Genomic DNA, 24,215 nt, shown 5'->3' with positions numbered 1-24,215 from the left:
TCCTGTACAAAAATTTAGGATTCTTGCCTCTTTTTCTGCCAGTGCTGATATATCATCATCATAGCTAACGTATCAAGTTCGCAATATTTCAGCAGCGCATTTTGATAGGCGTTACGCTTTTCGGGGGGCAACTCCTGTGCTATCATTTTGCCGTACACCACCATCGCCTCCGTGCCACGACGTATAGGCGAATCCCCGGTCTCTGTCAGGATTGAGTAAGGATTACGTGCTCCGCCATGCCCATTGGATTGCCACCAAATAATTTGATCAAAATTACTGCTCGAATACGGTTTTGAATAGATATTTTTCAGATAGGGACTATGGCTCATAACCGAACGAAGTACATCTTTGATACTTAGGGAGTCTTCCATCTCCCTATTGTAATAATAATTCTTTACCAGGCGACTTAAATCGGCAATATAGGGTGGCTGAGAGTGTGAAGAATCGTGACGATTTATAATCTGTTCAATCCAGTTGTTAAGGTTATTCGCATCTGCAATTACATCTTGTTCATGCAGTAACTCTGACCGGATTGTTTTTAAGGCATTCCGTTCAAAGTTGGAATATTGTACGATAGTCCCTTCTTCAATATCGGGGACCTGCTTCAACTTTCTGATCAGTTCATAATTGGGGTAGCCACTCCGGAAATCATCAATCCACTCTCTATGTTTCCAGGATCCATCCCGATACAACGTATGACACGAAAACTGGAAAACAACTAAATGGTAAGGCCTGCGATTTTTACGGACCGGTACGGCATAGTTGCCCGCCTCAAAATCAAGAAAATGTAATGGAAATTGCCACCGTTCAAGCTCTTCAAATAAATCAGGTCGGATAATTTCCTCAGGAACCTCTTCATCCTTCTTCTTATGAACCTGCAACGCCTGGCGCATCTCCTGAGAAATCCGTCCCTCCGATTTCATAACACTTGCGGAACTGAAAATAGAATCAGTAGGAATATCTTTTGGGTCAAAATTGCCATTAGAAAGTCGCCGATTGGTACCCGGACCTATTAAATCAAAAATGTGATTTTCGGATGGATTTTCTACCGGCATTACTGAGGACCAACATTCGTTAAATCCACTTTTTTTTTCGTTACTAATTCTCTCCGACTCAATACGGAATTCACATCTTTTACACTTTAAACCGACCTCCGTAGCCGGTTTTTCATCTCCAAAATAGACCGAACGAAAAAAATTCAATGTATCTTCCACCGAAGGTTTGGGAAGATATTGTTCAGCAAAGCCAGTGTTTCCTATCAATTTCTTAACTACCTCAGAAACATCCAATTTGGCCAACAATTCCTGATTGGAAGCATCAATGGATTCGGCTTTAGCCCTATTATCCAACGGATGCAATAACAGTGGCAGATCATCGGTATATGCGTTGCTCGACTTTTCCGGCATAACCAGTATTGCCCGGATGTCCGCCTTAGGCCAATTCTTCCAAACCAGATATATCTGATAAGCTAAATCCAACAGATACTTTTCCCATTTACTATTGATTTGCCCCTCGGCATCTGTAATGCTGTGTTTACGGGAATCAAATGCTTTGGTACGGATATAAAAAACCGTTAGCTGATTACCTGCTTTATGCACGATGGGCAAACGCGCCATCATCTGCTGATGCTCAAATACTGCATCAAAAACAACAACCTCATCACTCTGCAAAAACTGCGCAGTTTTATCAGATGCTTTGGTTACCTGCTTCTCATTTACCAATATTCCGTTGGAATAAACGGAACGAGCTAAAGCCGTAAGCAATCTCTTATTATAGATCGCGTGTTCTATAAATGGTCGCGACTGCTTATTTTGGGGATAGCCTTGCCGGTAGTAATAAAGCTTTACCGGACATTCCAGACCGGCCCCAAAGAGGTGTCTGCTAAAATATTTATTACGATCGTTAAACCAGGCCATCCGAACTCACAATATTAACTTCCGGAACAAGATCGATGCCGAATTGTTCTTTCACTGTCGTTTTGATGCGGTCGGCTAAGTCCATAATCTCTCTACCAGTGGCATCGCCATGATTTACTATAACCAGCGCCTGTTGCTTGTAGGTTCCGGTATTCCCCACAACTTTCCCTTTCCAACCGGCTTCTTCAATCAGCCAGCCGGCCGGTACTTTCGTTTTCTGATTTCCCATATCGTAGCCCGGCGCTTCGGGATATTTCTCTATAATACGCTCATAGACTTCTTCTTTGACAATGGGATTTTTAAAGAAACTGCCTGCATTACCAAGTGAATCAGGATTGGGCAACTTACTATTTCTGATATCAATAACAATATCACTGATATCCCTAATGGTAGGCTGCTTAATATTCCTTTTATCAAGCTCTGATTGGATCGCGCCGTATGAAGTATTCAGTTCGGGTTGTTTAGATAGTTTCAGTACAACACTTGTTACAATAACAACCCCCTTTAACTCTCCTTTGAAAATGCTATCGCGATAGCCAAATTCACAGTGCTGCTTTTCATATCGGCGGGTTTCTCTTCCCTCTATATCTACAGCCTCCAGCCACTCAAAAACCTCTTCCAGCTCAACGCCATAAGCGCCAATATTCTGAATGGGGGCTGCTCCCACTGTGCCGGGAATCAGCGAAAGGTTTTCGATACCGCCCCATCCGTTATTCACACAGTAACGCACGATCTGATGCCAGTTTTCTCCTGCCCCAATTTTTAGCCAGATATCTTCATCCGTTTCCTTGATCACTTCTCGTCCTTTGATCCCAATGTGCAGTACTAAACCATCAAAATCATTTACAAATAAGACATTACTGCCCCCGCCCAGCACCAAAATTTGTAGTCCCTCGCTTTTGGGATGTTGCAATATTTGTTTTAGCTGCGACTCAGATTCAACCGAAGCAAAATATCGCGCTTTTGCAGAAATATTCAGCGTATTATAAGGCGTTAAATCTACATCGGTTTTTACAAGCGATTCAAAAACAGTGCTCATTTATAGCTATACTATTTTTCAAATAATTTTATTTTTTGGGGCGATCCTGAACCTTTACACGGAGTTTTTTTACGCGATTATTTTTAACGGAGTGGATTGTAAGCTCCATATTATTATAATATACCCGTTCGCCTACATTGGGGATACGTTCTGTAAGATGATAGACAAGACCACCCAACGTTTCATATTCATCATCCCCGGAGGTAAGCTCCATATTCAGTATATCCTCCATATCATCGAGATCTATTTTAGCATCAAAAATATATACGCCGCTCTTAAATTTTGTATACAGACTTTCTTCCACATCATCATACTCGTCAGAAATTTCTCCGACGATCTCCTCCAAAATATCATCCAGCGTAATAAGCCCTTCAGTACCACCGTATTCATCAACAACAATAGCGATATGTGTTTTTTCCTGCTGGAAATCGCGAAGCAGATCATCGACTTTTTTAGTAGAGGGAACAAAAAGAGCTTTGCGAGCAATGGTACGCCAATTTATTGTTGTCCGTTCAATATCAGAATTGATATATGGCAGCACATCTTTAGAGTGAATTACCCCTAAAATATTATCGAGGTCGTTTTCGTATATCGGCATACGCGACAGCCCTTTTTCCCGAATAAGCTGTAACACCTCATTAAGGGAGTTGTCGGTAGATATAGCAACAATATTAACACGTGAAGTCATTATCTCACGGACCGTAGTTGTACCAAACTCTATCACGTTTTCTATAATCTCCCGCTCATCACTTTTGATAGACCCCTCCTGCTCGCTGACTTCTGCCATCGTCATAATATCTTCAGAAGTCATCTTGCTATTAAGTTTGGGTAACCGTTCTTCCAGGCTAAGTGTGCTACTGGCAATAAGAGTGGAAATCGGCTTCAACAGCATAAATAATACATAGACAAAGGAGCTTAGCTGCCGAGCACTATTCAGCGGATTATTTATAGCAATGACTTTAGGCGTTATTTCACTGAGGATTAAAATCATGAACGTCAGCACGATAACCTCCAGCGTATAGATCAAAAACTCCGAAAGCCCAAAATAGGCTACAATATTCCCTGCAACTACTGCAGCCAACACCGAAGCCACAATATTGGCAAAGGTATTGCAAATCAGGATAGTCGCTAACAACCTCCGGGGATATGCAAACATCTTGCTAAGCATATAATCTGGAGAACCCTCGGTATCACGATTGGTCAGCAGGTCTTGCTGGTTAACTATTGAGAAAAAAGCTACCTCAGATCCCGAAAAAAGAGCCGAAAAAAAGAGTCCCAGAATAATTAATACAATCTGTATCGTCAGCGCCACTGGATCTAACGTAGGATCGATGAGCACAGATTCTCCCTGCTGCGACACAAAGTCGAAAAGAAACACTAAACTACTCGGGTCGTCCAACTACCTATTTTTAATTTCAGATTTACTTAAAGCTATTGACTGTAGCCACGAGGTTCAAGAATAGTAAAAGCGGCAAGGAGAACTCCCTACCGCTTTTAATTTAGGCTAAATTTTGAAAGGATACCACTAAAATGGCAAGTCGTCGTCGATATCCTCAAAATCTTCATTAAGGTCAACATTGCTCGATACCGGTTGCGAGTTATCCGGCTTGGGAGGCACATTGCCGCCGCTTTCACCTTTGCTGTCAAGCATCGTCATGGTCAGCGCCTTAATCTCTGTGGTATATCGAGTTTGCCCCTCTTTATCTTCCCATTTTCGTGTTTGAATGGGACCTTCAATATAAACTTGTGATCCTTTTTTTAGATACTCTTGGCAAATTTCGGCCAAACGCCCCCAGGCCACCACGCGGTGCCATTCGGTGTTTTCTTTCCATTCGCCCTGTTTATCCTTATAGCGTTCTGATGTTGCTACTGATAAATTCGCGACGGCGGTATTGGACTGCGTATAACGCACATCCGGATCTTGTCCTAATCGGCCGATAATCATTGCTTTATTGAGTGAACTCATAACGTTTTCCTCATTAATTTTTATTATTTCGTTCTAAAGGTAAGATATATTTCGGAGGAATTCCTTACAGAAATTTTTGCGTAGAAGCTTGTACCTATTATAAATAGGTAAAAAGTTTTTATACCCATTGCCATTGCTACTTTATTTATTTATCTGTTGATATGTGTTCTAATAGTTCTCTTGGTGTCAACTTCAATATTCTTAAACTACCAACTTGATATGAAATTTCTGTACTCACTGCTATGCGTTGGTCTGCTGTTTTTGTCTATCAATGATGCAGCTGCGCAAACTAATGAATGGACGGTCGAAGACGTTATCAATCAGGAACGGGCATCTTCGCTTACTTTTTCTCCGGATGGAAATTCCATGGTCTGGGTTAAATATCAGCCAGATAAGGAAAAAGATGCCTCTCAAAGTGATCTTTATCTCACACATTTGGATAAACGGGATAACGGAGAATATAAAACCGTTCAACTAACCCGCGGCAATGAATCTGATTATAGTCCACTGTTTTCTAAGGATGGAGAAACAATCTATTTCCTATCCTCACGCGACGAAGGAAAAAAGCTTTGGGCAATGAGTACGTTGGGGGGCGAACCATACGAAGTGCACGAGTTTAAGACCGGCATTTCCAATATACAATGGATGGGCGAACAGAAACTGGCTTTTGAATCTAACGAGGGAAAAACACTTTATGAGCAAAAGTATGAAGAAATGAAAGATAACACAGTCGTCGTAGAAGACACTGCTCATTTTAAAGCCATTCGGGTTTACTCTTTTGATTTAAAAGATAAAAACATTAACCGACTTACGGATAATGAATATCCGGTAGGACAATATAAGGTTTCTAAGAATGGCCATTGGATGGTGACATCACATATTATGTCTCCGTCCTACGAAGCTGATGCCAATCCCAAGCCCACCTATTATCTATGGAATCTTGAAGATGGATCAAAACAGCAAATTCTAAACGATGGGTACCAGACACCGGGCAATTTTGAGTTTACTGACGATGAAAATGGATTTTATTTTGTCTCAGTTATTTCATCTGATCCGGAGTGGAATGGTGCCGGAAAAAGTGTGCTACACTATTATTCTCTTGAAAATAATAATGTTACTGACGTACCCATCGATTGGAATTGGGGACTTGGAGGCGGCTTTGATGTATTTGGTAATGATGTGATGGTCAGCTTGGCCAACGGACCTACACGCAAGCTTGCCTATCTTGAAAAAAATGGGGCCGATTGGCGCAAGAAATCAGTGGATGCCGGAGACAGAAACGAACATATTACCGTAACAGCAGTCGGGGAGGATCACAAGAAATTCGTTTATGTCTACTCCACTGCCTCCCTGCCTCCCCAATATCGCCTGGCCGAACTGAATGAAAAACGTCGATCGGTAGAAATCCCCGAAGGCAATGAAGTTATTAAACTTAACAAATATCTCGATAAAAAGAAGAAAGCCAGAACCGAAGTTATCCGCTGGACCGGTGCGTTGGATGAGGAAGTGAATGGCATCCTCTACTATCCACACGACTATGAAGAAGGCAAAAAATATCCCTTGGTCGTAACTATCCATGGCGGTCCATCGGGGGTAGATCTGGACCAGTGGAATGAATCGTGGACCGATTTTAATAATATCATGGCTCAAAAGGGAGCGTTTGTGCTACAGCCGAATTATCACGGCTCAGGCAATCACGGACAAGAGTTTGTGGAGTCGATCAAAGGACACTACTATGAATATGAGGTTCCCGATGTGGTTAATGGTGTTGAAATGCTGATTGATGAAGGCAAGGTCGATCCCGATTCGATGGGCGTTAAGGGTTGGTCAAATGGTGCTATTATCACAACAATGCTCACCGTCAAGTATCCCGATATGTTTAAGGTTGCAGCACCGGGTGCCGGAGATGTCAACTGGACGTCCGATTACGGAACCTGTCGCTTCGGCGTCTCTTTTGACCAGAGCTACTTTGGTGGTGCTCCTTGGGATGATACCAATGGAAAAATTTTCAACGAGACCTATATCCAAAAATCCCCGCTTTTTGAGATGGAAAAGATTAAAACCCCTACCATCATCTTTCATGGTAGCGAAGACCGGGCTGTACCGCGTGACCAGGGATGGGAATACTATCGCGCACTGCAGCAAATTGATCAAGCCCCGGTACGTTTTCTATGGTTCCCGGGACAGCCTCACGGCCTGCAAAAGATCACCCATCAAACACGTAAGATGAAAGAGGAAATCAAATGGTTTGATAAATATCTATTTGGCACCTACGAGGAAGAAAATGAAGCGTTTAAAGAAGAAAGTCCTATCGCTGATTTGATCACCAAAGACAAAGCCCAAACAAATACCGGGCTTTTTGGAATAATAAAAAACGGAACGCTCATCCCTGAAACTACCCCCATAAAAAAAGACTCTACTTCTATCGGCCGATTTGAGGTTACTAACGCCCAGTATGCAGCTTTTGATAATAATCATTCCTACGCTGAAGTGCGAGCCAATTACCCGGTAACTGGTGTAACCAAAGCAAAGGCTCAAGAATATATTCAATGGCTCAACAATCAAACCGGTGAAAGCTACAGACTGCCCAATTCCCAGGAGGCTGAACAACTGAATAAAGAGGCAAGAAAGGTGGCAAAATCCGAAAATACGCTAAACTATTGGGCAGGATACGATATCAACTACGACGATTTTGCCGATTTTCGCCAGAAAATGGCAGAACTCAATCACACAATGTTAAAGGAAGTCGGATCATATAAAAGTGTCAAAATTGGGGAGGCAAACATCTATGATTTAGGAGGAAATGCAGCTGAGTTATTTGATAGTTCTGATACCAAAAGTACTTACGGTTACTCGGCCATTAATTTTGTGGATGAGCGGGATGAGGTTCCTTCTGCTCCCACCAACTATACCGGATTTCGGGTAATGAAAGAATAGTCCTTATTATCCCGGTGTTGGCCCCACCGGGATTTACAAAAAGCAAACAATTTATTCCAAATTGATAAGCTATGTGGCGAAAAATTCTTGCTTTAAGTGCTCTATTATTTTGTGTGGGATTTGTTCAAAGCGCTGCAAAAGACTATGAGATTCCTGAAATCCGTGTTGAAGTTACTATCAATGAAAATGGCACCGTTCAGATTACAGAACACCTTACTTATGTGTATGATGGATCTTTTTCCTGGGCGGAGTACCAAATTCCAAGACAGGGTTTTTCGGCTATTACCGATATTCAAGTTCGTGAAAATGGTAAATCATATATTAATAAAAACACAGAGGCGCCCGGAACTTTCAGCATAGCAAAAAATGATAACGCCATTAAACTGAAATGGCGTTATTCAGCAGAGGATGAAAAGCGAAGGTTCACTGTTTCCTACGTATTAGAAGGGGCTTTAACTATTGGACCGGAATGGTCACAATTTTTCTGGAATTTTCTATCGGATGAAAGAGACAAACCTACTGCCAAGCTGCAAATCAATATCCAACTCCCCAAAGCAGTTGTAGTGGACTCTCTTTACGGTTGGACAAGAGGCCCCAAAGGACGGTTTAATCTTCAAAAATCACCCAATGCACTTACGGGAAATGCATCTAATATCAATAAAGACGAATTCACTAAAGTTAGGACCATATTTCCTACCGGGATTCTGAATAAGTCACAGATCGCTGTTACCAATAACAGTTTTTCTCTTGATCAAGCCGAACAAGAAGAACGGGCGTACCAGGAAAAACGTGATCAGCAAATAGAGCGCCAAGCTTATCTGTCAGATCTTTGGAGTACCCTCAATTACCTCATCATTCTACTTAGCATCGGGGGATTTGTCCTGCTTTATCAAAAATATGGTAAGCGGCATTCTACTTCCCGATTTTCATCCACAGAAACAATCATGGCCCCAGGCCAAATTCGTCCGGCAGCTATTGGCTGGCTTCTGCAAGGACGAAATATCACCAGCAACTTGTTGATGGCTACGGTTCTTGACTTGGCTCGAGACGGGTATTTCAAAATTCAGGAGGAACCGTCCGAAGAAGGTTTTCTGGCTGATAATAAGCCTACATTTTCTATCAAGCGAACAGAAAAACAGTTAAATACAGAATTACAGGAGTGGGAAAAACAGATTATCACCTTTGTGGAACGACGCCTCGAAGAGGGTCACCAGAAATTGCATAATATCTTTGAAGGAACATCTTCGGAGGTATCATCATGGTTTTCCAATTGGAAGAAAAGTTTACAAGGTTATGCATTTGACCAATATTGGATTGATGAGCAAAGCTATACCGGCTGCTATTGGAATATTGCAGTGCAATTATTACTGGTTATAGCCAGTATTCCGGTACTAATTTATGCGGGTCCTGTTGGGTTAATAGCTCTCTTTGTTACCGTGCTTGCATTAATATTGTCTTTTACCATCATTCGACGTACGCCCAAAGGTGAGGAAGTTTACCATCAGTGGAGTAACTATAAAAAAGGGCTTGAACACGCCAAAGAACACAGTATTTCCTCAGATAAACTGGATAAGCATTTTATTTATGCCTTGGCTTTCGGTCTGGGAGAAAAAGAACTCGAAAATATTATTACGGCGAATACTGATACCGTTCCTATAATCACCTGGATAGCCTTTAGCTCAAATACCCCTTCGGTGGCAAGTGTTGCCAACAGCTTTTCTACACTCGGGGCAACAGGCACAGCATCTTTTCCCGGAACAACCGGAGGAGCAGGTGCTTCTGCCAGTACTGCGGGAGGCGGTGCATCTGCAAGCGCGGGCTAATACTCCCATCCAATAAGGGTTTCAATATGATCAATGTCCGGTGGATTTTGTGCCTTTAATGAGCTTTCAAAGGTATCTGCGAAGTAATCAAGTGCCAGCTGAAACCGTTTACTACCATCTGATTGTTTCTCCTCTACAAGAAGTGCCATCTGAAAGACCTTGATTAACTGTTTAAACAATGGCTTTGCAGTGGCCTCCACTCTATCACGATTATCAAACGCACGGATGTCTTTCCAAATCATTTTGATTTCAGCCAATCTCTCTTTTATAACTCCTCCATAATCTGAAGATCGCTTGGCTGCTTTTTCTATGATTTCAAAAATTATATCCAAACCACGAGACTTTTTGGAGGCACGAAGCATATCCAATACAATAATATTTCCCGACCCCTCCCAGATGGGTAAAACATTGACATCACGCAGCAGCTTTGGCATCACAAAATCCTCGATATAGCCGTTACCACCCATCAGCTCCATGCATTCGCGAACGCCATAAACCGCATTCTCAGCCGACCACCACTTTGCCATCGGCGTAATCATGCGCAGCAGATGCTGTTCATCTTCATCCCCTCTTTCAGCATCATCCATAGCCCGCAAACCACGCCAAACCAACAGAAAGTCAGCTAAATATTTTGAACCCAGCTCCAAAAATTTTTGCCTGATCAGCGCATGCTTTACTGCGCGTTTGCCAAAAGTTTTTCGGTGATTCAGGTATTGCCAGGCTTCAATGATGGCCCGACGATGTGCCGCCAGAGCTGCTACCGAATTGTAGTTTCGGGATATATTAATCATGTGCGCCATCGTCTTAAAGCCCTCTCCTTCACGACCAATGCGTTTACCCAGTGTATCGTTGAAGCGAACTTCGGCCGAAGCCATTGATCGCACGCCCAACTTATCTTTTAGCCGAATAATCTCTAATGAATTTCGCTCTCCATCGGGCAGCTCCTTTTCAACGAGAAAAAGCGACAGTCCGCGCGTGCCTTTCTCCACCGGCCCTGTACGTGCTAAGGCCATAATCACATCTGCATTGACATTACTGCAGAACCACTTTTCACCATTAAGACGGTAGGCATCCCCACTAACTTTCTCAGCCCTGCATAAATTAGCCCCTACATCCGAACCGCCCGATTTCTCCGTCAAAAACATCGCTCCTGAAAATAATTTATGCCCCAATCGGGCTCCCAACCTTGGCAATAAACGTTCTTTGTCGTCATCATCAGCAAATTTTTCTAATAAATAGGCAGCGCCATCGGTCATGCAATGCGGGCAGTACTGCCCAAGTTCACTCATGGCATACAATTGACCGAGTGCAAAACCCATTTGATGTCGACTTCCCGTAAACTCTTCCCGTTTTTCAGGATGATATTTCAAATAAAACATCTCTGATTCAGCGGCAATATTCATTAACTCCCAATAAGCCGGATGAAATTCGACTTCATCAATATCTTCCCCAAACTTATTACGCTTTTTAAGAACCGGTTCATTTTTATCTGCTTGCTGCGAAAGTTCATCCATCTCAGTTGCTGCTACTTTTCCCAACTGATTTAACTTCTCGGCTAAAAATCTATTCGCCTGTTCAGACAGATATTGGTTAACATAATCTTGGAGAATCAGATCAGACTTATAAAAATTTTTACTGGCTTTATAATCATCGGTAAGCACTTCGTTTTTCGGACGTGACATAATGAAACTCTCTTTTTAGGTTTTTGATCTAACAAAGTAGTATAAATAAAAATAGGACGGGAAATCATCCCGTCCTTATATTAAAAGCAAACCTTGGACTATACCCTGTCACTTGTCAGTTAGCGCCACTACTCCCGGCAGATCTTTGCCTTCAAGAAACATAAGGCTGGCACCACCTCCGGTAGAAACATGAGAAACGGCATCTTCAAGTCCTGCCTGCTTAATCGCTGATGCCGAATCACCGCCACCAATAATAGTGGTAGCTCCCAACTTAGTGGCTTCTGTAAGTGCTTCAGCCACGGCGTTTGTACCCTCGGCGTAATTGGGCATCTCAAAAACGCCCATCGGTCCATTCCAAACCACAGTCTTGGCATTCTTAATAATATTGCCAAACGATAGACAGGTCTGCGGTCCAATATCAACGCCCATCCAACCGTCTTCAATCCCCTCTTCATCGACGACCTTATGTTCGGCATCATTATTAAACTCTTTGGCAGCAACGGAATCCAAGGGCAATACAAAATTGACCCCCTTTTCTTCTGCTTTTTTCAATAATTCTTTGGCCAGATCCACTTTTTCATCTTCCACCAGTGAATCACCGATCGGCAAGCCCTTGGCTTTATAAAAAGTGTAAGTCATTCCACCACCGACAAGAATACTGTCCACTTTATCAAGTAAATTTTCAATTACTCCAATTTTATCGGATACCTTGGCTCCGCCCAGAATAGCTACAAAAGGGCGCTTGGGATGATTTATTGAATCGTTCAAGTATTTAATCTCTTTTTCCAATAAATAGCCCGATACAGCCGGCTGTAAAAACTTCGTCACCCCTGCTACTGAAGAATGTGCCCGGTGACTACTCCCAAATGCATCATTACAAAAAAGATCGCCATGCTCGGCCAACTGTTTACAAAACTCTTCATCGTTGGCTTTTTCTCCTGCATGGAACCTCACATTTTCGAGCAATACAATCTCCCCATCCTCAGCCTGATCGATTACGTTCTTTGCTTTTTCTCCGATGCAATCTTCAGCAAAGTGCACATTCGTATCGACCAATGTTTGCAGATGCTCAGCTACCGGTTTCAAGCTCAACGAAGGGTCAACTTCTCCACCAGGACGACCTAAATGGCTCATCAGAATGAGCTTTCCCTTATTCTCAATTACGTAATTGATAGATGGCAACGCCTGCACTATACGATTATCATCGCCAATTTTTCCATCTTTAATCGGCACGTTAAAATCCACGCGCATTAAAACCTTTTTCCCTTTAACCTGCACATCTTCGAGCGTCATCTTATCCATGAGTGACTATAATTTTTGAGCTGTTAAACTAATTATTGCACAGGTGAATTTACCAGTTCATAGAAAAGCGTCCAAACTGTTTTAATTGATATATTTGCCCCAAAATCAGCTTCTATAATGAATGCCACTAACCTATAAAGGACACAGATAAAAACCGGATTAACTCAAAACATCATCTTATCCTCCTTTTTGGATGACGATAGCAGCTGTTTTTCTACCTGATTTTAAATATCTTTGGACTGCTTTAATCGTTAATGAAAATCTGTGATATGGATACCGTTTATTTTGATCATGCCGCCACCACTCCAGTGGATGCACGTGTGTTTGATGCAATGAAACCCTACTTTACCGAACACTACGGAAACGCTAATTCTCCACATGGAATGGGTAATAGCGCAAAAGTGGCTGTTGAAGAAGCCCGGGAAACCATTGCCGAAATGATCGGGGCCGAACCGGCTGAAATTATCTTTACCAGCGGCGGGACAGAAAGTGACAACTGTGCCATCAAGGGCGTTGTCAATGCTACAGGAAAAACGGAAGTAATTACCTCTCCGCTTGAACATCATGCAGTTTTACATACTGCTGAAGCGTTAAAACGTCATGGAGCCAAACCGGTATATCTGGAGCCAAATTCCAAGGGGCTTATCACTGCTAAGCAGGTTGAGGAAGCCATCAACGATAATACGGCCATGGTTTCACTGATGCACGTAAATAACGAAATCGGTTCCATCAATCCGCTTAAAGAAATTAGTGAGGTTTGTAATGAGCACAATATTCCTTTCCACTCTGATACCGTTCAGAGCGTTGGCAAACTTCCGGTGGATGTAAATGAACTGGGACTCGATTTCTTGAGTATCAGTGGCCATAAAATATACGGCCCCAAAGGCATTGGGGTATTGTACATGCGTCATGCTACACCTTGGATGCCTTGGATGCACGGCGGTTCTCAAGAACGTCGCCGGCGCGGTGGTACGCTGAATGTACCCGGTATTATCGGCTTAGCTAAAGCAATGGAGCTGACCCAACGAGAAATGAACGATCATCATAAACACTTCACCAAACTTCGGAAAAAGCTCATTAACGGGCTTGATAAAAAATTTGGCGATCGCTATCAGATCAATGGGGATATCGAAAACGGCGTGCCTCATATTATTAATATCTCATTTATGGATTCAAACGGAAATGGCATTGACGGGGAGATGCTTATTCTTAATCTCGATGTGGAAAATATCTGCGTTTCTAACGGATCAGCTTGCACTTCGGGAGCTATGGAGCCCTCGCACGTGTTAACCGGTATCGGACTCGATGATAAAATTGCCAATTCGAGCATTCGTCTCAGTCTGGGCAAACAAAATACGCTTGAAGAAATCGACTATTTCCTTGAAAAAATCGGAGTTGTCGTAGAACGGATGATGCCAACGGAAAAAGTATGAGCTTCAAAAAGAGAGTTTGCGTTTACTGTGGATCCAAAACCGGGAATAATTCTTCCTTTATCCCTCAGACAAAGGCGCTGGGCCACGCATTGGCATCTAATAAAATAGGCTTGGTGTATGGCGGCGGTTCGGTGGGCTTAATGAACGAAATTGCCAATGCTACATTGTCACGTGGCGGACAGGTTCACGGTGTTATCCCACAACATCTGTATGACATGGAAGTTGCCACGAAAACCTTACTGCCCTGCATATCACTGATACCATGCATGAACGAAAAGCGATGATGGCCGAACTTTCGGATGCGTTTATAGCTCTGCCCGGTGGTTTCGGCACCTTCGAAGAGCTGATGGAAGCGATTACCTGGCGGCAACTTGGAATCCAGGACAAAACAGTAATTATTTACAATATTGATGGTTACTACAACAAGCTCATTTCATTTATTGACGAAGCAGTAGCAAATAAATTTATCAGCCCGAATAATCGATCACTGCTAAAAACGGCAAATACCATTGATGAATGCTTGAGCCACCTCCCCTTTTACAATAAATAAAAATAAATCAGAATCAGCCAAATGCCTTCCTCCTTCTTTAGCCAATAACTACCAATACCAACATGATTGCTGCTTTAGTTTGAGAAGATGTCATCAATAAGATGGCCATACTTTTCTTCAACAATACGGCGCTTGATCTTTAGAGTGGGGGTCAGCTCACCAGACTCAACAGTAAACTCATTGGAGACAATGCGGAAATCCCTGATTTTTTCATGCGATGCTAAGTCCTTAGCATGACTTCGAATTTCCTTACGATAGATGTTCTGTATTGCCTCTTTTTCAATCAGATCCTCAAGAGAATCATACGCAATCCCCTTCTCCTTAGCATGTTCTTCAAGCACTTCAAAATCGGGTACAATTAGTGCCGCCATGTAAGGTTGACGTTCACCGACAACGACCAACTGATCAATCCACTTACTTGTTTTAAACAGGTCTTCAATGGGCCCCGGATAAATATTTTTGCCACCGGCATTTACAATCATGTGTTTGATGCGATCCGTAATCTGCAGTTTGCCATCCACAAATTTTCCTACGTCACCAGTATGCAGATAACCCTCCTCATCAATCATTTCGCGAGTAGCCTCATCATTTTTCCAATATCCCTTCATTACATTGGGGCCTTTGCATAAAATTTCACCCTGCTCTGAATTCTGATCTGTCGGATAATCTTCACCGCTTATCTCGGCAATAATTTGGCTATCCTCCAATCGCTGAATGGCTACGGTAACGCCCGGCAACACTTTGCCAACGGTTCCCATCTGCTCATCTCCATAGGTATTGCAACACATAACGGGAGAAGTTTCGGTAAGGCCATATCCCTCAATAATATGGAGGCCCGCCCCCATAAAGAAATGACCTATCTCTGCCGGTAAAGCCGCTCCACCCGACACAAAAAAGCGGATACGCCCGCCAGTACGTTCTTTAAGCTTATCAAAAACCAGTTTATCAGCCAATTTCTTCTGCATAGAAACCACCCCGCGCTGACCATCAGCATATTTGCGGCCCACTTTCTGTGCCCAATCAAATATTTTTTGTTTGATAGCACTACCTTCTTCCACGCTCTTAGAAACAAGATTATAAATCTTCTCAAAAAGACGCGGCACACTCAAAATAATTGTGGGATGTGCTTCAGTCATATTTTTGGCCACCGTATCCACACTTTCTGCATAATAGATTTCAGCCCCGCCAGCCATCATTGCATAATAGCCCGCCGTTCGCTCAAAAGAGTGACAAAGAGGCAAAAACGAAAGGCAGCGATCATTATCCATGATTTCGATCTGCTGATGGGCGGCCTTTACATTGCTGACAATATTACGATGCGTAAGCATTGCTCCCTTAGGCTTGCCCGTTGTCCCCGACGTATAGATAAGCGTAGCCAGATCTTCGGGTTCAATTGCCTTACTGCGACGAGCAATTTCATCTTCTACTTTTGGCAATTCTTTTGCCCCCTCTACCATCGCTTGATCAAAAAGAGAAACGTAAGCATCATCCATGTAGCTTGATATATTGGGCTCATCAAATGCAATAACACGATTCAGATGCTCACAATTATCAAAAACTTCGCGCGCTTTTTTAAGCTGTATGCCCGTAGAGACAAAAAACATCTTCGCCTCCGAGTTCTTCAAAATATACTCACACTGTTTTGATGGCAGCGAGGTATAAAGCGATACATTAATGGCCCCAATTAGTTGCAGAGCTAAATCCACTACTGCCCACTCATAGCGGTTTTCACTGAGGATGGCTACTCGGTCACCGGCCTCAATCCCATGCTTAACTATGTAGGCAGCCAAGGTATGAGCATCTTCGTGAACTTGATCCCAAGTTATCGTCTCATAGGGTTCATCCGTCTTCGGCTTTCGTGCAAAAGCCGTTTTATCGGTCCCTTTATATTTTTTCGATAAATTTAGAAATAGGTCGGTTAACGTTTCAAAAGCTACAACTGTGGGCATAAATCAAGAATTAGTTACTGTTTAAAACACTGATCACAATCAATTTGTACAGATCGAATATAACATTCTGAATTGAAAATTCAGCACCATTCAATATTTGTGGTTTTAAAATGGTATAATACGGCATTGAATGAATTTTTTTAGGTATCCCAATTCCTTATATTAAAAGAAAAATTTTATCCTCTTTTTATGGCTCATCCGGCAAGCGAAGAAACAATTGATTTAGTAAAAGAGATTTTTAGCTCGTACCTAAAAGAGCACAATCAACGACAGACTCCCGAACGTTTCATGGTTCTCGAAGAAATTTACCGCGCCGACGGGCACTTTGATGCCGATGATATCTTTTTCAATATGAAAGAAGGGGGCACACGTGTTTCGAGAGCAACGGTGTATAATACACTTGATTTATTGGTGGAATGCGGACTGGTGCAGCGCCAGCAATTCGGTGAAAACCAATATTATTACGAACGTGCTTACGCCTACCAGCAACACGATCACATCATCTGTAAAAAATGCGGCAAGGTCTTAGAATTTTGCGATCCCCGAATTCAGGAGATCAAAACGATGATGGAGAAAATCCACAAATTTAATATTACCGGGCATTCCCTCCACTTTTTTGGGACATGTCAGGATATTGAGGCTTGTAAAAAACGTCAGGGAGAACAGATGGGTAAAAAGAAATCTAAAGTAAACTCATAGTCTCCCATTACATTGCCTTTTGACTCATGATTACCCGGGCTGAGCCTGAACATCTAAAAGCCATAAATGATATTTATAATCAGGCGGTTGCAGAGGGATTTCGTACGGCACATACCCACCCCGTTTCTCTAAAACAACGCAAGCAATGGTTCAACCGCCATCCCAAGAATACCTACCCTGTTTTTGTTTATCTGGATGATAATGAGCTGCTTGGCTGGCTATCGGTATCAAAATACAGCAAAAACCGCGCAGCTCTTTCCGAAGTTATTGAAGTTAGCTATTATGTGGATTACAACCATCAGAACCAAGGAATAGCTACCCAGCTGATGGAACATGCCCTGCAATTTTGCAAACAATCAGACTACCGAATTGCCGTTGCCATTTTGGTAAGTGATAACGAAGCAAGTATTGCCCTCCTAAATAAATTTGGCTTCAGTGAAGCAGGACGTATTCCCGATGCCCTCAATTTCAATGACAAATACCGAGACCATCTTTATATGTATAAAAAGTTGTAGTGTCACACCGAGCGTGCATCACTCTTGGTGTTTTAGTATCCGAATTGATTAGCTCCCACTTCTTTTAAAAATTTAATTTTTTCCTATTGTAAAACCTCGTAATATACTTTTGCACGATGGGAATTTAATTTACTTCCTGCCGATATCAACAGCAATTAACTGAATAAAACTAATGAATATTTACGTGGGAAATCTTTCTTATAAGGTTTCAGACCAAGAATTAATGGACGTTTTTGAAGAATTTGGAGAGGTAACCTCCTCCAAAGTGATTAAAGATCGAGAAACCGGTCGATCCAAGGGATTTGGGTTCGTAGAAATGGAAAATGACCAAGAAGCTCAAGCTGCAATCGATCAACTCGACGGTGCCGAAATTAACGGTCGTGCCGTTAAAGTGAATAAAGCCCGTCCCAAAGAAAAAGCCGGTAACCGACGATAATATCATATTGTCTAATGATATAAAGCCTCGGATAACACTCCGGGGCTTTTTTGTTTGTAAAATACTAAGCCGCTGATAAAAGATAAGCCATTTTCAGACATCGCTTGGCGCTCTAAATCCGGAATAGTATATTTAGCGCGAGCTAAATTTCAATACCATACCTATTTTAATGATGAAGCGCTGCGCCTTTCTGTCGATGGATAATTATGAGGACTTTGAAGTTTACGATCACCTGCTTTTTGATCCACTCAAAGCATTAGGCTGGTATGCCGAAGAGGTTTCCTGGCGCAATGCTACGGTAAATTGGAACAGTTTCGATGCCGTCATTATTCGCAGTCCTTGGGATTATCAAGACGATCCACAGGCTTTTATGCAGGTTTTGACAGATATTGAGCAATCAGATGCAGTGCTCGAAAATAGTCTCGACATCGTCAAATGGAATATCGACAAAACTTACCTTCGTGACCTCGACTCCCAGGGGGTTGAGATCGTTTCAAGCCTTTGGTTTGATAAATTTTCTTCGGATTTATTTCCATCGGTATTTACGGATTTGGAATCCGACGAAATCGTTGTAAAACCAACCATCAGCGCAGGAGCCGACGACACCTTTCGCATCCATCAATCAAATTATGATGTGTTTGTCGAAGATCTGGAAACGGTCTTTGCCTCCCGGCCTTTTTTGGTGCAGCCTTTTATGGATAACATCACAGAGGAGGGAGAATTTTCGGTATTCTTTTTTGGTGATATTTACAGTCACACCATCCTAAAAACACCAAAAACCAACGATTTTCGCGTGCAGGAAGAACACGGCGGTAGACTTACATTGGTCAAACCGAAAGACCATCTATTAAAAACGGCCCGTTCTATGCGTGATATGATTGATCCGGAACCGTTGTACACCCGCGCCGACTACGTCCGCACAGCCAACAACACTTTTGCGCTGATGGAGCTGGAGCTCATTGAACCCTCACTCTATTTTAATATGGATCCGGAATCACCAGAACGTTTTGCCAAGGTTTTCGACAAATGGATGGCAAAAAAAACTGCCTGAAATAAAAAAACAGTAGCACGGGATACCGTACTACTGCTGATTTTATCTATTATCTCGTGGCAAAAAACTAAGTAAAAACATCTTTGATCTTCGAGAAGAATCCCTTGCCGTCATCTTCTTTGTTTGAGGCCTTAAAGTGTTCATTGCCTCTCAACGCCTCGACATGCTTTCTCTCTTCATCAGAAAGATTCTTAGGCATATATACATTCACCCGCACAAATTGATCTCCGATTCCAGATCGGTTTAAGCCATGGATGCCTTTTTCTTTCATCCGCAACAGCCGACCGGGTTGTGTACCTTCTTCAATCTTAATTTTTGCTTTGCCTTTAAGCGTAGGCACTTCAACTTCAGTCCCCAAAATAGCATCCGGGACACTGAGTACCAGATCGTAATAAATATCGTTACCATCACGCTCAAAATGCTCATGCTCTTTCTCTTCAATTAGCACTACCAGCGATCCTGCTTCTCCACCGCGCTTACCGGCATTACCTTTACCGCGCAGCGTGATATAATTTCCTTCGGATACGCCGGACGGGACATTTACTTTCACTGTTTCTTTTCCTTGATAACGACCCTCTCCGTGACATTTTGAGCATTTGTTACGGATGATACGTCCTTCACCACGGCATTCCGGACACGGTTGTACATTCACCATCTGTCCGAGCATCGTCTTGCGAACCTGTCGTACTTCACCTGTACCGTTACAGGTACCGCACATCTCGAAATCTTCTTCTGATTCCGCACCGGTACCATTACACTCGTCACATTTAATGTGCTTTTTAACCTTCAGCTTTTTCTCGGTTCCGAAAGCAATTTCTTCCAGTGATAGCTCGATGCGAAGTTTCATATCCGAACCCGGCTGCCCCGAAGAACGACGTCCGCGCGAACGACCACGTCCACCACCAAAATCACCGCCAAATATATCACTGAAACGACTGAAGATATCCTCAAAACCGATATCTTCAAATCCGGCGCCGCCACCAAATCCGCCATTGCCATTCACTCCGCGGTGACCAAACTGGTCGTACCGCTGACGCTTCTGCTCGTCACTTAACACTTCATAGGCTTCTGAAGCTTCCTTAAACTTCTTTTCCGCTTTCGGATCTTCAGAATTGCGATCCGGATGGAACTTCATTGCCTTTTTGCGGTAGGCCTTTTTGATTTCACTTTCGGATGCATCTTTGCTGACGCCGAGTACTTCGTAATAGTCTCGTTTAGACATGTATTAAATTACTAACTAATCTTAAAAATTCTATTCGCTTACAATTACTTTTGCGTGTCGGATAGTGCGATCTCCCATACGGTAGCCGCTTTCCACAACATTGAGCACAACATCACTGTCAATGCTATCATCTTCTGGCTTTTGTCGCATCATCGCATCGTGTAAATCCACGTTAAACGGAACCCCTTCTTCGTCAATGCGTTCTACGCCGTACTTGTTGAGCACATCTTTAAACTTACTGGCCACGTTGGTTACACCATCCATCAGCGTATCATTAACATCGAGTTCTTCAGCCGCTTTGAGCGTGCGTTGCAGATCATCATTAATCTCAAGAAAGTCATCCAGCGCATTGGCTTTTGCCGTCTCATACACCTGTGATCGTTCTCGCTGTACCCGCTTGCGGTAATTCTCCAGTTCAGCAGCTTTACGCAAGTGACTGTCCTTCGCTTCAGCCAGTTCTTCTTCTAATTTCTGCACTTCCTGATCGCGTGCAACAAGCAATTCACGCAGCTCATCTGCTTCAAAATCTTCATACTTCGCATGCAGCGCTTCAGCTTTTTCATTTTGTTCAGCCGACTGCTCCTGTTGTTCCTTTTCGGCTGTTTGTTCTTCAGTTGCTTTATCTTTGGATTCGCTCATGTGAAACTAAATTAAACAATTAAATTCTATTTTGATTCTTATGAGTGCAATAATGCAAATAACATGCCATCACCCTATACCTCCATATCTGCTGACAAAGTTACGGAAGTTCTATTCTCCAAGAAATTGAAAGATTCAGAGTGTCAGCTTTTAGGATTGATCTATAACGTTTCAATCCTAAAACTATTCGTCATCTTCTTCGTAGAAAAACTCCAGCATATTGCCGTCAGGATCCGAAATAAACACAAATCGGCCACGCTTTCGATTCGCCGGTCCACTTAGTACCGTCACCTCCTTTTCACGGAAATATGCTGCCATCTCGTCAACTTCTTCCTCCGAATCCAGGTAAAACCCAAAGTGATCAACCCGGTAATCACGCGATTCAGGGTCATAACTTGTTTCCGCCTCAACCAAGACCAGCGTATCCTCATCGCCAACCTGGTATACAGCCATACTTTTGCCCATTTTTCGGAGTAACTCAAATCCTAAAATATCCCCATAAAATTCTTCAGCTCGCTCAATATCATTAACGCGAATAGTAATATGATTAATACCTGATGGACTAAAATCTGTCATAGTAATAGTATCCTGATTATTTAGGTGATGAAATTCTGATAGGATTGATAACACAAAAACCCTCAATCACCATTCATTTTCTAACGGAGCTTAGTATAGCCTTTTTCCGCCTAAATATCAGCCCGCTTAATTACGATAGACAGTCGAAATAGTTAAGAAGTTTTTGTTACTTTTCATGGGATTTAAAATCCGAAAACCTTAAAACTTGATCACTTTTGAGCACCCTATATATTGTTGCAACGCCCATTGGAAATTTGGATGATATCTCTCAACGTGCCATCCAAACGCTCAAATCTGTTTCCTATATCGCCTGTGAAGACACCCGCACTTCGGCTGTTTTGCTTAACCGGTTGGAAATTGATGCCCAAACATTTGCCTTTCACGCACATAATGAGCATCAAAAAGTAGAACATTTGCTAAATATATTGGATGCCCGCCAAAATGTTGCCCTAATTTCGGACGCCGGCATGCCGGGCATTTCCGACCCGGGATTTCTGGCCGTTCGTGCTGTACATCAGGCAGGTCACTCAGTGTCCGTAATTCCCGGACCTGATGCTGCTACAACAGCCCTCGTTGCCAGCGGACTTCCGTGCGATAAATATGTATTCGAAGGCTTCCTGCCTCAGAAAAAAGGTCGTCAAAAGCAGCTAAAACAACTGGTGGACGAAGAGCGAAGTATTGTGCTATACGAGAGTCCCCACCGGCTCATGAAACTCTTAGAAGAGTTGCGAGAATATATGGACGACCAACGCATGATGGCGGTTTGCCGTGAACTTACCAAAAAGTTTGAAGAAGTGATTCGCGGATCGATAAAATCAGTGCATGACACTTTTCAACTTCGCGATAACATTAAAGGAGAAATAGTGGTTATTATTGCCCCAAAAGATTACAGCGAATGAAAAATACTATTCAACAACTCTGGAATAACAGCTGGATGCTAAGCATCACGGCAGGAATCCTGCTGGGGTTAAGCTATCCCCCGTTACCGCTGCCCTTTCTTATCTTTCCGGCATTCCTGCTTGTCTTCCGTATCATCGACCTGTCTGATTCGGCTCGGGAGGCAGCCTACAAAGTCTATCCAGCTTTTCTCATCTGGAATATCATCACTACCTACTGGCTGGTGATGGCAACCGTAGCCGGCGGTGTGGCTGCAATTCTGGCCAATGCCGCCGTCATGACCATCCCCGTGATGCTGCAGTACAAAGTACAGCATCGAAGTTTTTCTCCGTGGTTTATTGCCCTGCTACAAACGGCCTTCTGGCTCAGTTATGAATACCTGCATCACCTTTGGGATTTAGCCTGGCCGTGGCTCGCTGTGGGTAATGCATGGGCTAACGTCCCACAGTTAGTGCAATATATCTCTGTGACCGGCTACTGGGGTATCTCTTTCTGGGTGATTCTCACTACAGCGCTTGCGTATCAACACCTGAAAAAGCCCCAGCGGACCACAAAAATTGTAATGGCTTCGGTACTGCTTATTTTTCCCCTCTGGTCGGGTCTTATCTCCCTGTTTGGAAGTGAAACAGAACCCGAACAGACCCATGACGTGGTGGTGGTACAGCCCAACTTTGACTCCTACCAACCCAACGGTGGTTTTGAGAACGCTCAACAGGCTAATAATCATTTATTATCCCTTTCCGATTCCCTGATCACCAAAGGTACTCAGCTGGTTGTCTGGCCCGAAAATGCCGTGCAGAATCAAATTCTAAACATAAACAATTACCGTAGGTTCTCAGATCGCACGAAAAAACAGCTCCAGAAATATGCTGAAAAATGGCAGATCACCCTCATCTCCGGAGCTACTTTTTTTGAATTTTATGACGATAATATCCCTGCCCTTACCTACGGAAGTCAGCGTGGAGCATATCTACCATTTAATGCCGCACTCGGGTTTTATCCTAATAAATCGATGGAAGTCTACCGTAAGCATAACTTGGTACCCATTGTAGAACGCATTCCTTTTGTCCATTTTCTTAATGCTGTTGACATTTTCGGATGGGTAGACTGGAATCAAATTCAAGGTTACGGCAAAGGATATGCCGCTGATCAGTTTTCTGTAAATGGCACGGCAACACCTGCGCTGATCTGTTATGACTCAGTATTCCCTAACTGGATCCTTAACTACGTGCGCAATGGAGCAGGCTATCTAACCATCATTACTAACGACGGCTGGTGGGGCAATACCAGCGGACATGAGCAACATTTTGCGTACGCACGTCTGCGTGCCATTGAATTTGATCGCTGGGTTGTGCGCAGTGCCAACAACGGTATTTCGGGTATCATCGCCCCGGATGGTTCTGTCGAAGTAGAAACCCCCTACTGGGAAACGACCGCTTTTGATTTTGAAGTACCGGTACTTACTTCCCAAACACTGTACACCCGCTTCGGAGACTGGCTGCCCTATTTGATGATAGCTCTCTCAATTTTTGGGATAGGAATTTCATTTGGTGGCAAGAAAACAAATACGGAATAATTTTTTT

The 24,215-nt window shown here is 43.0% G+C and carries 21 protein-coding genes; 11 read left to right on the top strand and 10 right to left on the bottom strand.

Annotated features, from left to right (window positions below; genetic code table 11):
* Window positions 1-14: 14 nt before the first annotated feature.
* The 4 genes from ACQ76V_RS01210 to ACQ76V_RS01195 form a co-directional block, all read right to left on the bottom strand.
* Window positions 15-1,916 carry a DUF2779 domain-containing protein gene (locus ACQ76V_RS01210; RefSeq protein WP_440998639.1) on the bottom strand — a complete coding sequence of 634 codons (1,902 nt, stop codon included), beginning with the start codon at window positions 1,914-1,916 and terminating at the stop codon, window positions 15-17.
* Window positions 1,903-2,955, bottom strand: coding sequence for a UDP-N-acetylmuramate dehydrogenase (murB, locus tag ACQ76V_RS01205; RefSeq protein WP_440998638.1), 1,053 nt, complete (start codon window positions 2,953-2,955; stop codon window positions 1,903-1,905). The genes ACQ76V_RS01210 and murB overlap by 14 nt, the downstream gene beginning before the upstream one ends.
* A gap of 28 nt (window positions 2,956-2,983) precedes the next feature.
* A complete protein-coding gene (locus ACQ76V_RS01200) occupies window positions 2,984-4,354 on the bottom strand; it encodes a hemolysin family protein (RefSeq protein WP_440998637.1) in 1,371 nt (456 codons plus the stop codon).
* 126 nt (window positions 4,355-4,480) lie between these two features.
* Complete coding sequence (locus tag ACQ76V_RS01195; protein ID WP_440998636.1) at window positions 4,481-4,921, bottom strand: single-stranded DNA-binding protein; 441 nt, start codon at window positions 4,919-4,921, stop codon at window positions 4,481-4,483.
* 219 nt (window positions 4,922-5,140) lie between these two features.
* Between ACQ76V_RS01195 and ACQ76V_RS01190 the strand changes: the two genes are divergently transcribed.
* Together ACQ76V_RS01190 and ACQ76V_RS01185 are read left to right on the top strand one after the other, a co-directional pair.
* Window positions 5,141-7,858 carry a S9 family peptidase gene (locus ACQ76V_RS01190; RefSeq protein WP_440998635.1) on the top strand — a complete coding sequence of 906 codons (2,718 nt, stop codon included), beginning with the start codon at window positions 5,141-5,143 and terminating at the stop codon, window positions 7,856-7,858.
* Window positions 7,859-7,929: 71 nt separating this feature from the next.
* Window positions 7,930-9,681 (top strand): DUF2207 family protein, encoded by a 1,752-nt coding sequence (locus ACQ76V_RS01185; RefSeq protein WP_440998634.1) that lies wholly within the window; start codon window positions 7,930-7,932, stop codon window positions 9,679-9,681.
* On the opposite strand, the gene ACQ76V_RS01180 is transcribed toward ACQ76V_RS01185, so the two are convergent.
* Both ACQ76V_RS01180 and ACQ76V_RS01175 read right to left on the bottom strand, forming a co-directional pair.
* Window positions 9,678-11,363, bottom strand: coding sequence for an acyl-CoA dehydrogenase family protein (locus tag ACQ76V_RS01180; protein ID WP_440998633.1), 1,686 nt, complete (start codon window positions 11,361-11,363; stop codon window positions 9,678-9,680). The two genes, ACQ76V_RS01185 and ACQ76V_RS01180, sit on opposite strands and share 4 nt — an antisense overlap.
* 108 nt (window positions 11,364-11,471) lie before the next feature.
* Entirely contained in the window at window positions 11,472-12,665 is a 1,194-nt protein-coding gene (locus ACQ76V_RS01175) for a phosphoglycerate kinase (protein ID WP_440998632.1), read from the bottom strand.
* A gap of 269 nt (window positions 12,666-12,934) precedes the next feature.
* Between ACQ76V_RS01175 and ACQ76V_RS01170 the strand changes: the two genes are divergently transcribed.
* The 3 genes from ACQ76V_RS01170 to ACQ76V_RS01160 are packed head-to-tail and all read left to right on the top strand — an operon-like array spanning window position 12,935 to window position 14,648.
* Window positions 12,935-14,098, top strand: a complete 1,164-nt coding sequence (locus ACQ76V_RS01170; RefSeq protein WP_440998631.1) for a cysteine desulfurase family protein — start codon at window positions 12,935-12,937, stop codon at window positions 14,096-14,098.
* Window positions 14,095-14,382 (top strand): LOG family protein, encoded by a 288-nt coding sequence (locus ACQ76V_RS01165; protein WP_440998630.1) that lies wholly within the window; start codon window positions 14,095-14,097, stop codon window positions 14,380-14,382. The genes ACQ76V_RS01170 and ACQ76V_RS01165 overlap by 4 nt, the downstream gene beginning before the upstream one ends.
* Window positions 14,361-14,648 carry a TIGR00730 family Rossman fold protein gene (locus tag ACQ76V_RS01160; protein ID WP_440998629.1) on the top strand — a complete coding sequence of 96 codons (288 nt, stop codon included), beginning with the start codon at window positions 14,361-14,363 and terminating at the stop codon, window positions 14,646-14,648. The genes ACQ76V_RS01165 and ACQ76V_RS01160 overlap by 22 nt, the downstream gene beginning before the upstream one ends.
* A 74-nt stretch (window positions 14,649-14,722) precedes the next feature.
* Here ACQ76V_RS01160 and ACQ76V_RS01155 read toward each other — a convergent pair whose 3' ends face one another.
* Window positions 14,723-16,597: an AMP-dependent synthetase/ligase gene (locus tag ACQ76V_RS01155; protein ID WP_440998628.1), complete on the bottom strand. Its 1,875-nt coding sequence runs from the start codon at window positions 16,595-16,597 to the stop codon at window positions 14,723-14,725.
* A 189-nt stretch (window positions 16,598-16,786) separates the two neighbouring features.
* On the opposite strand from ACQ76V_RS01155, the gene ACQ76V_RS01150 reads away from it, so the two are divergent.
* From ACQ76V_RS01150 to ACQ76V_RS01135, 4 genes are all read left to right on the top strand, one after another.
* Entirely contained in the window at window positions 16,787-17,296 is a 510-nt protein-coding gene (locus tag ACQ76V_RS01150; protein ID WP_440998627.1) for a Fur family transcriptional regulator, read from the top strand.
* A 26-nt stretch (window positions 17,297-17,322) separates the two neighbouring features.
* Entirely contained in the window at window positions 17,323-17,811 is a 489-nt protein-coding gene (locus tag ACQ76V_RS01145; RefSeq protein WP_440998626.1) for an N-acetyltransferase family protein, read from the top strand.
* Window positions 17,812-17,983: 172 nt separating this feature from the next.
* The gene (locus ACQ76V_RS01140; protein ID WP_440998625.1) at window positions 17,984-18,247 is read left to right on the top strand and encodes an RNA recognition motif domain-containing protein; all 264 of its coding nucleotides are present in this window, start codon (window positions 17,984-17,986) and stop codon (window positions 18,245-18,247) included.
* 169 nt (window positions 18,248-18,416) lie between these two features.
* Window positions 18,417-19,298, top strand: coding sequence for an ATP-grasp domain-containing protein (locus ACQ76V_RS01135; RefSeq protein ID WP_440998624.1), 882 nt, complete (start codon window positions 18,417-18,419; stop codon window positions 19,296-19,298).
* Between the two features lie 67 nt (window positions 19,299-19,365).
* On the opposite strand, the gene dnaJ is transcribed toward ACQ76V_RS01135, so the two are convergent.
* The 3 genes from dnaJ to ACQ76V_RS01120 form a co-directional block, all read right to left on the bottom strand.
* Entirely contained in the window at window positions 19,366-20,520 is a 1,155-nt protein-coding gene (gene dnaJ, locus ACQ76V_RS01130) for a molecular chaperone DnaJ (RefSeq protein ID WP_440998623.1), read from the bottom strand.
* A 30-nt stretch (window positions 20,521-20,550) separates the two neighbouring features.
* The gene (locus ACQ76V_RS01125) at window positions 20,551-21,159 is read right to left on the bottom strand and encodes a nucleotide exchange factor GrpE (RefSeq protein WP_440998622.1); all 609 of its coding nucleotides are present in this window, start codon (window positions 21,157-21,159) and stop codon (window positions 20,551-20,553) included.
* Between the two features lie 183 nt (window positions 21,160-21,342).
* Window positions 21,343-21,735, bottom strand: coding sequence for a VOC family protein (locus ACQ76V_RS01120; RefSeq protein WP_440998621.1), 393 nt, complete (start codon window positions 21,733-21,735; stop codon window positions 21,343-21,345).
* 215 nt (window positions 21,736-21,950) lie between these two features.
* Here ACQ76V_RS01120 and rsmI point away from each other — a divergent pair, with 215 nt between their 5' ends.
* Together rsmI and lnt are read left to right on the top strand one after the other, a co-directional pair.
* Entirely contained in the window at window positions 21,951-22,634 is a 684-nt protein-coding gene (rsmI, locus tag ACQ76V_RS01115) for a 16S rRNA (cytidine(1402)-2'-O)-methyltransferase (protein ID WP_440998620.1), read from the top strand.
* Entirely contained in the window at window positions 22,631-24,208 is a 1,578-nt protein-coding gene (gene lnt, locus ACQ76V_RS01110; RefSeq protein WP_440998619.1) for an apolipoprotein N-acyltransferase, read from the top strand. Before rsmI ends, lnt begins: the two co-directional genes overlap by 4 nt.
* Window positions 24,209-24,215 lie beyond the last annotated feature (7 nt).

The organism is Fodinibius sp. SL11, assembly GCF_052060035.1.
Taxonomy (GTDB): domain Bacteria; phylum Bacteroidota; class Rhodothermia; order Balneolales; family Balneolaceae; genus Fodinibius.
This window is presented reverse-complemented; position numbering and strand designations above follow the sequence as displayed.